The following is a 9,490-nucleotide window of genomic DNA, read 5'->3' on the forward strand; positions in this document are numbered from 1 at the left end:
GCAATTCGTACGCGTCGCTGCGCTTTCTTTCCTTCGGAACGCCTGTCTGATGAACCGGGATAGCTATAACGCGATCGCCTCGTCCTGGGACGCCGCCCGCGTGGGTTTCTACGGGCGCGAACGCGACTACGTGGATACGCTGCTCTGTGGTCTGCCTGCTGGCGCAAAGGTGCTCGACCTGGGCTGCGGAACCGGCAGACCGATTGCGGAATACATTCTTGCCGCAGGCCACGCACTCACCGGCATCGATCAGTCCGAAGCGCTTCTGACGCTCGCCCGCGAACGCTTTCCGCAGGCCACATGGATCCACGCCCGGATCGAATCCTTCAGCACCGAAGAACGCTTCCACGCGATCGTGTGCTGGGACGCGCTGTTTCATATCGACCGCAGCATCCACGAATCGCTGCTGACGCGCTTTGCCGCCATGCTCTTGCCTGGCGGACGAATGATGCTCACCTGCGGCGGCTCCGAACACCCCGCGTTCACCGACACCATGTTCGGCCAGCCCTTCCATTACGACTCGCACCCGCCGGAGATCGTGCTCGAAATGCTCACCGGGCTCGGCTTCGAAAGCCTTGTCTCGGAGTTCATGAATCTGCCCACATCGGGCCGGGACAAGGGGCGCTACGCAGTCGTCGTGCGCAAGGCTCTGCAATGCCCAGGCTTCAACGCTGCTGGCCAAACCCCCACCTAGCCTCGCGGCCCGGCCGCACTCGCCAGATCGGGTTCCCCGCAGTGCGCGAGGATGTGCTTGCGCACGCCGTTACGCAGCGCGAGCACACCATGCCAGTCTGCAGCCTCGGGCGCAACCGGCGGACAGATGGTGACACTGAGCGGACCGGGGCGCGGACGCCACGAGTCTCCAGGCAGAATCCGGCGGGTGCCGGTGATGGCGATCGGCACCACCGGCAGGTGGTTTTCCGCCGCAACCTGAAACGCACCGAGGCGGAACGGCCGCAGCCCGGGGCGTGCGGTAAAGGTGCCTTCGGCAAAGAAGAACAGCGGCGGGTTTGCGCGTGCCGCGGTCGCCAACGCCTGCGTGTCGGCTACGCCACGACGCGAATCAAATCGTTCGACGAAGTGCGCCCCCATGCGCTCAAACAGCGGACGCATCACCCGGTTGCTCTTGAACTCTGCCTTGGTGACGAAGGCGACGGGGTGCGGCAGCACGGACGCAAGCACCAGCCCGTCGGCATAGCTCGCATGGTTGGCCACCAGCACGCAGGGACCGGTGGGCAGATGTTCCAGCCCGGCGACCTGCAGACGATTGCCACTCAGTACGCGGAAGACACGCGCCAGCTGATGCACCACCGCCCAGCGCTGCTCGAGCCGGGGCAATGTGAAGATCCCCACGGCCGCAATCGGTGAGAGCACGGCGAACAGAACCCACACCCAGGTCCCGTAGAGCCTGGCGCCGGCATGACGCGCAAAACCACGCACCCTGCCCGGCACACTCGCCACAAACAGCCGCATCGCCTGCAGCCAGGCCGCGCGGCCAGCGGCACCCAGCGTGCCATCGAGCCAGGCATCGCGAATCGCTGCGCGCCGGATCTTGCCGCTCGAAGTTTTAAGCACCGCGTGCGGCGGGGCGAGCACCACCACATCGGGCGGCAGGCCCAGCTCGTCCGCAGCGGCGGCGACAATCCTGCGCTCCAGCGCCTGTCGGGCAGCGGCATCCTGCTCGCGGGATTCAGCGACGACGACCAGCTGTTCGCCGCCGTGCCGGGCGTCGGCAGCACCGAAGACCGCCACGCAGCCCTTGCGCACCCCCGGCAGTTCGCCGATCGCATGCTCGAGGTCATACGGATAGAAATTGCGCCCGCCGCGAATGATCATGTCCTTGGCACGACCGGTGAAATACACCTCGCCATCGGCGAGATACGCGTAGTCGCCTGTCACCAGCCAGCCGTCGTGAAACAGGCCTGCAGTGGCATCGGGATTGCGGAAATAGCCCCGCGTTGCCGACGGGCCGCGGAACTCGAGACTGCCGACGACACGTTCGGGCAGCTCGCTGCCGGCATCGTCGACGATCCGCAGTTCGTGCTCCGGCAGCGCTGAGCCGCAGGACACGAAGCGCATCGCCGATGCATCGTCGGCTGCCGCGGCTTCGGCAAGTCCATTGCGTGTCAGGGCTTCGCGCCCGACCGCATCGATGCGCGCCCCGCGCCCCGGAGGCGATACGGTGAGACCGACCGAACACTCGGCGAGCCCATAGACGGGCGCGAGCGCTTCCGGCCGCAATCCGTAGGCGCCAAACGCCTCGCGAAAGCGCTCCAGCGTGGCGGGACTGATCGGTTCGGCGCCGTTGGCCGCGAAGCGCCAGGACGACAGGTCGAGCCCGTCCAGCGGCTGCCCGGCGAGACGCTTGACGCACAGATCGAAGGCGAAGTTCGGGGCCGCCGTGACCGTACCGCGGTGACGATGAATCGCCCACAGCCAGCGCTCGGGGCGGGCAAGGAAATCCAGTGGCGACATCAGCACCAGCGGATAGGCGTGATACACGCTGCCAAGCCAGGCGCCGATCAGCCCCATGTCGTGGTAAAGCGGCAGCCAGCTCACCGCGACATCGGTCGAGCTCAGCCCGACTCCGCGACCCCAGGCGCGGATGTTGGCGAGCAGGTTGGCGTGGGTGAGCATCACGCCCTTCGGATCGCCGGTCGAGCCCGAGGTGTATTGCAGGAGAGCGAGGTCATCCGCACCGACCGGCACGCGCGGCAGCGGTGCCGCATCGAGCTCGCCGGGCGTGAGCACCTTGTCCAGCGTCGGGCACAGCCCGGTCAGCATCTGCGCCAACGGCCGCACACGGTCGAAGGTAATCATCACCCGCGCTTCACAGTTGCGCAGAATGCCGGCCTGGCGGCGCAGGTGATCCTCAAGTTGAGCAGGCCGTGCCGGCGGATAGATCGGCACCGGCACCGCGCCGGCCATCAGCACGCCATAGAAGCTGCACAGAAAATCCAGCCCGGTCGGCAGCATCAGCGCAACCGCGTGCCCGGGCTGTACCCCCGCCTGCGCCAGCGCCCCGGCGACCCGCGCCGCCGCATCGGCGAGCTGTCGGTAGCTCAGGGTCTCGGTTTCGTCTTCGCTGCGGTAGAAGGTGACGTGGATACGTTCGGGGTGGCGTGCAACATGCCAGTTCAGCACCTCGACCAGCGTCGAGGCGTCCTCCGGACTGCCTGCAGTCTGTTCGGGCGTCGCCAGCGCCACCTTGCCGGTCCGCGCCGCCGGCACCGGGCGGTGCCCGGCGACTTCGAGCGCAGCCAGCAGCTGACGCGGCGTTTCCACCTTCCCCAGCGTGTCGTCCGGAAGTCGAACATCGAAGCTGCGTTCGACACGCGCGAGGAGCTCGACCCGCGCCAGACTGTCGAGGCCCAGGTCGCGGTCGAACTGGCTGTCGAGGCCGGCACGCAACAGCGCCCCCGGCTGGAGCTCGAGGATGACCGCATCGACCAGGCTCAACAAGGCATGGCCATCGTGCTGCGGGTCGGGTTTCAAGAATTTCTCCATGCGTGCGTCCCTGCAGACCTCCCCTGATAAAGGCTTGAGCCGCGCCGCCAGCGCGTGCCCCGTCATGCGGACAAGCTGCGGCACCTGCCGCCCCCACCCTGACTACGATGCTCAACACGCATGAAGATTCCCCGTGTGCCACCACAGCGAGGACGCTGCAGAAGCTCGCGCACTGTTCAAGGAGAATCCCGCTGTCCTTGACTCGTCATTCGAAGTTGTTAAGCTTGCGGCCTGTTTTTCAGGTGCCTGAACGCAAATCCATTGCGTTCGGGGTAAACGGGAAACGGGTGCGCTCTTCGAGCAATGCCCGTACTGCCCCCGCAACGGTAAGCAGATTCAACCCTTCGGCCGTGCCTCCCGGCATCGGCAGCCACTGCGCAGATCGCGTTCATCGCGGCGTGGGAAGGCGAAGGTGTTTTGTCGAACCCTGGTGTTCGGCAATCTGCGAGTCCGGAGACCGGCCTGGAATCGAGAGAAATAGGCAGTGGCGGGGTGCCACACAGGTTTCGTTTTCTGTTTTGTCCGCCCCTTCCCCCCGGCTGTTTCACGTGATCAATTGCAAGCCGCGAGCGGGCGCGCCGCGGCAGGACACCTTTCATGACTGAGCATTTGCGCCCTACCCTCTGGAGGGGCCACGGGGCCTTTTTGTGCCTCTTCGCCCTTCTTTTCTCCCTGCTCTTCGCACGGCCGCTGCTGGCCGCTGACAAAAGCGTGCTCGCAATCGTATCCGACCGCTCCGCGCCCACGCTGGTCGCTGGTGCGCACCGTCTGATAGACGCGAACAAGGATCAGGCAATACAGATACGCAGCATCAGCCAGTTGGCCAACATGGATGACAAGCAACTGCAGGCCCTGATCGACCGGCACCAGGCGCTGGTGATGGTCGCGGTGTTCGGCGAACCGGTCGAGCGATTGCTGGCCATGCGCTACACACCGCAGCAGACGCGGATGGTGCTGCACAGCGACCGCCGCCTGCTGCCGCTGCAGCAGGACCGAAATGGCAGCATTTTTGCCAGGGACGTGCCCGAAGCGATCGTGAGCGAGAAAGAGGCCTTGTCCGGAGCGGACGAGCTGAACCGCCTCAAGGCCAGTCAGCCCCGTTACGCCGACTGGCTGCAAGCCAGGGCCTACTGGGTAAACCGTTCGGTGGGCAATGCAGCAGGGCTGCTCGGTCTGGTGGCCAGTGGCGGCGTACGCCAAGCTCCCGTCGCCCTTGTGCCGTCCGTACGCTTCGCCCTGCATGGCAAGAATGCGCCGCGCTGGATGGATGCCGTGCAACTGGGCAAACAGATCGACCTGAACCGTCGCACGCTGTGGATTCTGGATCACGACACCGGCGATCTCGCAGGCGAATGGGCGCTGCATCAGCAGCTTTGCGCCGCGCAGGACTGGCAGTGCGTTTCCGTACTGGCGGCCTGGGGGCCACCGAGCGAGAGCGCGGTCAATACCATCGCGACACTGACCGCGAAGCAGCGCGGTGCAACGGCGATTGTCGCGGTGCAGGACTTCGTCATCGGCGGTGGCGAAGGCCGCGAGTCCGTGACCGCCGCGCTGGAAAGGCTCAACGTGCCCGTGCTGAAGGCGCTGCGCATGAGCGAATGGACCGAGGCCGACTGGCAGTTGTCCGATCAGGGCGTTCCGCGCGACGCAATCCACTATCGACTTGCGATGCCCGAACTCCAAGGCATCAGCCAGCCGCAGGTGGTCGCGCTGGCCGAACCGGCACAGCTCGACCCAGAGACCGGTGCGCAGGTATCGCGCAGCAAGCCCGTGGTGCCCGAGATCGAGCGCCAGGCACGGCGTCTGACCAACTGGCTGCGGCTGCAGGAAAAAAAGAACGCCGACAAACGTGTCGCCATCGTCTATTACAACCACCCACCCGGACGCCACAATATCGGCGCGGACAACCTCAATGTGCCGGAGAGCCTGCTCGATATGCTGCGCAGCCTGAAGGCGGCCGGCTACAAAACCGGCGAACTCCCCGCCAATGGCAAGGCGCTGCTCGACATGCTGCAGGCCAGCGGCGTGAACCTGCCCGAAGACCGGCAGGCGCTGCAGGCCATGTCGAAGCAGGTTCAGACCCTTGGCGCAGACGACTACGAAAAGTGGTTCAAGACCCTGCCCGCCAGCGTTCAGGCGGAGATGGTCAATGGCCCGCTAGGGGCGCTGCAGCAACTGATGCAGGATCAGGCTGCGACAATTGCGACCTTAAGCTCGGCAAGTGACCGCCGGGCGCGAATCGCCCTGCTCCAGCAGCGCATGCACAACACGGTCAGCGACCTGCAGCACGCGCTGGACGGATTGCGCCACAAGGGCCGCACGCGGGCACTGGATCTGCTCGCACAGCTGGAAGTGGCTTACCAGGGTGTGCTGGACATGCTGGCCAAGGGCGAAGCACCGCAGTGGCAGAACAGCAAACAGCTGTCTCAGGCGCTGATCGCAATGCAGATCGAGGGCATCCGGGGCTGGGGTGCGGCGCCGGGCAAGGTGATGGTGTGGGAAGGCCGGCAGCTCATTCCGGGCGTGCGTTTCGGCAACGTCTTCCTCGGCCCGCAGCCGCCGCGCGGCTGGGAACTGAACGAAGAGCTGCTGCACGCCAACATGTCGTTTCCGCCGCCGCACCAGTACCTCGGCTTCTATCATTACCTGCAGTCGGTGTTCAAGGCAGACGCGCTGGTGCATGTGGGCCGCCACTCCACGTATGAATTCCTGCCCAAGCGCAGCGCGGGTCTGAGCGAGAGCGACTACCCGAGCCTCGTCGCGGGCGATCTGCCCGGCATCTACCCCTACATCGTCGACGGGGTGGGCGAAGGCATTCAGGCCAAGCGCCGCGGGCTCGCCGTGATGGTGGACCACCTCACGCCGCCGCTGGCCATCACCGAGCTGTACGACGACCTGCTCGAACTTCGGCAGTTGATCGAGAGCGCCGAAGCCGCCACCGACGACCACACCCGCGGCGAAGCGGTGCAGACCCTGCGCCGCAAGATCGACAGCATGGGCCTGCGCGATGAACTGACCGCCAGCATGGACGAGGAGCTCAAGGTACGCGGGATCGGCTTCGATGACATCGACGAGGCGCTGCTGCTGCACGAGGTCGGCCACTACCTGACCAAGCTGCAGGAAGACTTCATGCCCCTCGGCCTGCATGTGTTCGGCCGCGGCTGGTCGCGCGATGCGATCGACACCATGATGAAGTCCATGCTCGACGGTGGCACGCCCGACAGCGCCGAGGCCAGGCGCTGGCGCGCGCAGCTGCAGGCCTCGCCCAAGGCCGAGATGGCTGCGCTCATCAGAGGGCTGGATGGCGGATTCGTCGCACCCGGCAAGGGCAACGACCCGATCCGCACGCCTGAGGCGCTGCCGACCGGGCGCAACTTCTATGCACTCGACGGCAGCCTGCTGCCCACCAAGCTCGCGTTTGAAACCGGCTCGAGCCTTGCCGGTCAGGTGCTCTCCGGCGAGACCGGCGTGGCCGCCTACACCAAGGAAGTGGCGGCGAACAAACAGGGCGTGATCCTGTGGGCCTCGGACGCGGTGCGCGACGAAGGCGCGATGATCGCATTCGGCATGAAACTGCTCGGCGTGCGTCCGGTGTGGAACAGCCGCGGCATCGTCAAGGGGCTTGAGCGCCTGCCACTGGGCAAGGACCAGCCGAAACGCTACGACGTCGTGTTCACCACGTCGGGCCTGTTCCGCGATCTTTACGGCCAGCACATGTTGCTGCTGGACAAGGCCGGCCTGCTGGCGCTCGACGCCAGCCGCGACCGCATCGTCAGGGACTACCCCGCGCTGGCGCTGGCGCTCAAGGAAGCGCTGACGCCGCTGGGCGAATGGCAACGCGGCGGCGACGAAGCGCTGGAACTGAACCAGGTTGCCAACAACTGGGTGGACCAGGCGCGCAAGCTGCTCGCGAAAACCCCCGGCATGTCCGCCGCCCAGCTCGGCCGCAGCGCCAGCGTGCGGGTGTTCGGCATCACCCCCGGCGCCTACGGAGCCGGCATCAACCGCATGGTCGAGCGCTCCGGTTCGTGGCAGGACCGCAGCGAACTCGCGCAGGTCTTCATCAAGCGCATGGGCCATGCCTATGGTGCCGGCCTGCAGGGCGAAGCCGCACAGGATCTGTTCCGCCAGCAGCTGGACGGCATCTCGCAGACCTTTCTTGGCCGCGCGAGCAACCTCTACGGCCTGATGGACAACAACGACGCCTTCGACTATCTCGGCGGCTTCAACCTCGCGGTGGAAACCCAGCGCGGCAAGGCGCCGGCGAGCGCGGTGATCAACCACGCCAACGGCAAGAACCTGAGCATCGACACCCTGCACACGGCCCTGCTGTCGGAACTGCGCGGCCGCTACCTCAACCCGCAGTGGATCAAGCCCCTGATGAAGGAAGGCTACGCCGGCGCACGCACCATGGGCAGCGAGTTCATCGAATACCTGTGGGGCTGGCAGGCGACGAGCCCCGAGATCATCGACGAGCGCGTGTGGCAGGAGGTCAAGGCCGTCTACGTCGATGACCGCCTCGAGCTGGGGCTGGACACGTTTCTCGCCGAAGGCAACAACCGCTACGTGCAGACAAACATCCTCGCGGTGATGCTGGTCGCCATCGACAAGGGTTTCTGGAAGGCCGACGCAGAAACCGTCAGGCAACTGGCCGAGCGCTTCGCCGACAACATCGTCGAGCACGGCAACCCGGGCAGTGGCCACACCCATGCAAATCATCCGATGTACGCCCTGGTGAAAGCGAACATTGCGCCGGCCAAGGCGGAAGCGCTGGAGGCGGCGCTGGCGAAAAGCCGGCTCGAGGCCGCTGCGCAGACTGAGGCCTCACCGAGCCATATCCAGGAAGTCAGCCTCGACGACCTGAACCGGAGCGCGGCGGACGATTCGTCGCCGAACGCCGCTGACGGCAATGCGCCGACCACGGACGAGGCCACCGACAGCGAGACTGAAACCCAGACCTCCGACTATCTGCCCTGGCTGCTGGCGCTTGCCCTTGGCCTGCTGCTGCTTGGCGCGCTGCGCGGGCGCGCCACCCGATAACCTGAAGAGAGCGACACATGTTTTCCGGAATCTCCCTGACTCTGATGCACCAGATCACCGCCTTGCTGCTGCAACCGGTGATCTGGGGCCTGCTGTTCTTCGTCGCCCTGTCCGTGTATGAGGCGGGCATCAGCATCGGCGAGCGCTGGGGCGGCATTCAGCGCCTCACCGATGCGCGCGACCGCCACGCCCTGATGCGGGCCGGCAAGCGCCGTATCGAGCGCGCCGACTTCATCACCCGGCTCGCCCCCATGCTCGGCCTGATGGGCACCCTCATCCCGCTCGGCCCCGGGCTGGCCGCACTCGGCGAAGGCGAACTGCGGGTGCTTACCACCGCGATGACGGTCGCCTTCGACACCACGGTGATCGGCCTGCTTTCAGGCATGATCGGCTTCGTCCTCGGCCGCCTGCGCCGGCGCTGGTACGACAACGCGCTGACCGCGCTGGAGAGCAGCCATGGATAAGTGGCGGCACAGCGCCTTTCTCGACACCGACGAAGACCCGCTCGGACCGATGGCCAATCTCATCGACATCGTCCTCGTGTTCGCCTGCGGCCTGATCGCCGCGCTGGTGTCCTTCAGCCCCGACCTGCAGAAGCATTTCGCGACGGAGCCGCCGCCACAGCAGCAACGGCGCGAGATCACGCTGGGCAAGGAGCTCACGACCGTGCCCGAGTCGATCCAGCGCGAAGCCGAAGCAGGAAGCGGCTATGAAGCGCTCGGTCAGGTGTACCGCGACCCAAAAACAGGGAAGCTGCTGCTTATCGGCGGTTGAACCCCGCCCGGACAAGAACCGGGCGGCACCCGAACGCCCCGGCCTGCGTATTACATATTCGCTATTGCGACGCGCCCGCGGTACTCTTGAATGGGAGGCTGGGCCCTTACGGATATAACGGAAGCGACGACCTGACGTGAAAAAAACAGACTCCGCACAAAAGCGTTCG

5 protein-coding genes and 1 riboswitch are annotated in these 9,490 nt (G+C 65.9%); of the genes, 4 read left to right on the forward strand and 1 reads right to left on the reverse strand.

The window, feature by feature from the left end; all coding sequences use genetic code 11:
- Window positions 1-49 precede the first annotated feature (49 nt).
- Window positions 50-694, forward strand: coding sequence for a class I SAM-dependent methyltransferase (locus CEW87_RS18185; RefSeq protein WP_108975251.1), 645 nt, complete (start codon window positions 50-52; stop codon window positions 692-694).
- Here the strand turns inward: CEW87_RS18185 and CEW87_RS18190 are convergent.
- Window positions 691-3,507, reverse strand: a complete 2,817-nt coding sequence (locus CEW87_RS18190) for an AMP-binding protein (protein ID WP_108975253.1) — start codon at window positions 3,505-3,507, stop codon at window positions 691-693. The two genes, CEW87_RS18185 and CEW87_RS18190, sit on opposite strands and share 4 nt — an antisense overlap.
- Window positions 3,508-3,730: 223 nt before the next feature.
- Window positions 3,731-3,988: riboswitch (cobalamin riboswitch) on the forward strand.
- A 230-nt stretch (window positions 3,989-4,218) separates the two neighbouring features.
- Between CEW87_RS18190 and CEW87_RS18195 the strand changes: the two genes are divergently transcribed.
- Genes CEW87_RS18195 through CEW87_RS18205 form a run of 3 tightly spaced genes read left to right on the forward strand, consistent with a single transcriptional unit; the run spans window position 4,219 to window position 9,321 of the window.
- Entirely contained in the window at window positions 4,219-8,547 is a 4,329-nt protein-coding gene (locus tag CEW87_RS18195) for a cobaltochelatase subunit CobN (RefSeq protein ID WP_199917051.1), read from the forward strand.
- A 17-nt stretch (window positions 8,548-8,564) separates the two neighbouring features.
- Window positions 8,565-9,011, forward strand: coding sequence for a MotA/TolQ/ExbB proton channel family protein (locus CEW87_RS18200; RefSeq protein ID WP_108975257.1), 447 nt, complete (start codon window positions 8,565-8,567; stop codon window positions 9,009-9,011).
- A complete protein-coding gene (locus CEW87_RS18205) occupies window positions 9,004-9,321 on the forward strand; it encodes a DUF2149 domain-containing protein (protein WP_108975259.1) in 318 nt (105 codons plus the stop codon). The genes CEW87_RS18200 and CEW87_RS18205 overlap by 8 nt, the downstream gene beginning before the upstream one ends.
- The last annotated feature ends 169 nt before the right edge of the window (window positions 9,322-9,490 follow it).

This window comes from Parazoarcus communis (genome assembly GCF_003111665.1).
Lineage (GTDB): Bacteria > Pseudomonadota > Gammaproteobacteria > Burkholderiales > Rhodocyclaceae > Parazoarcus > Parazoarcus communis_B.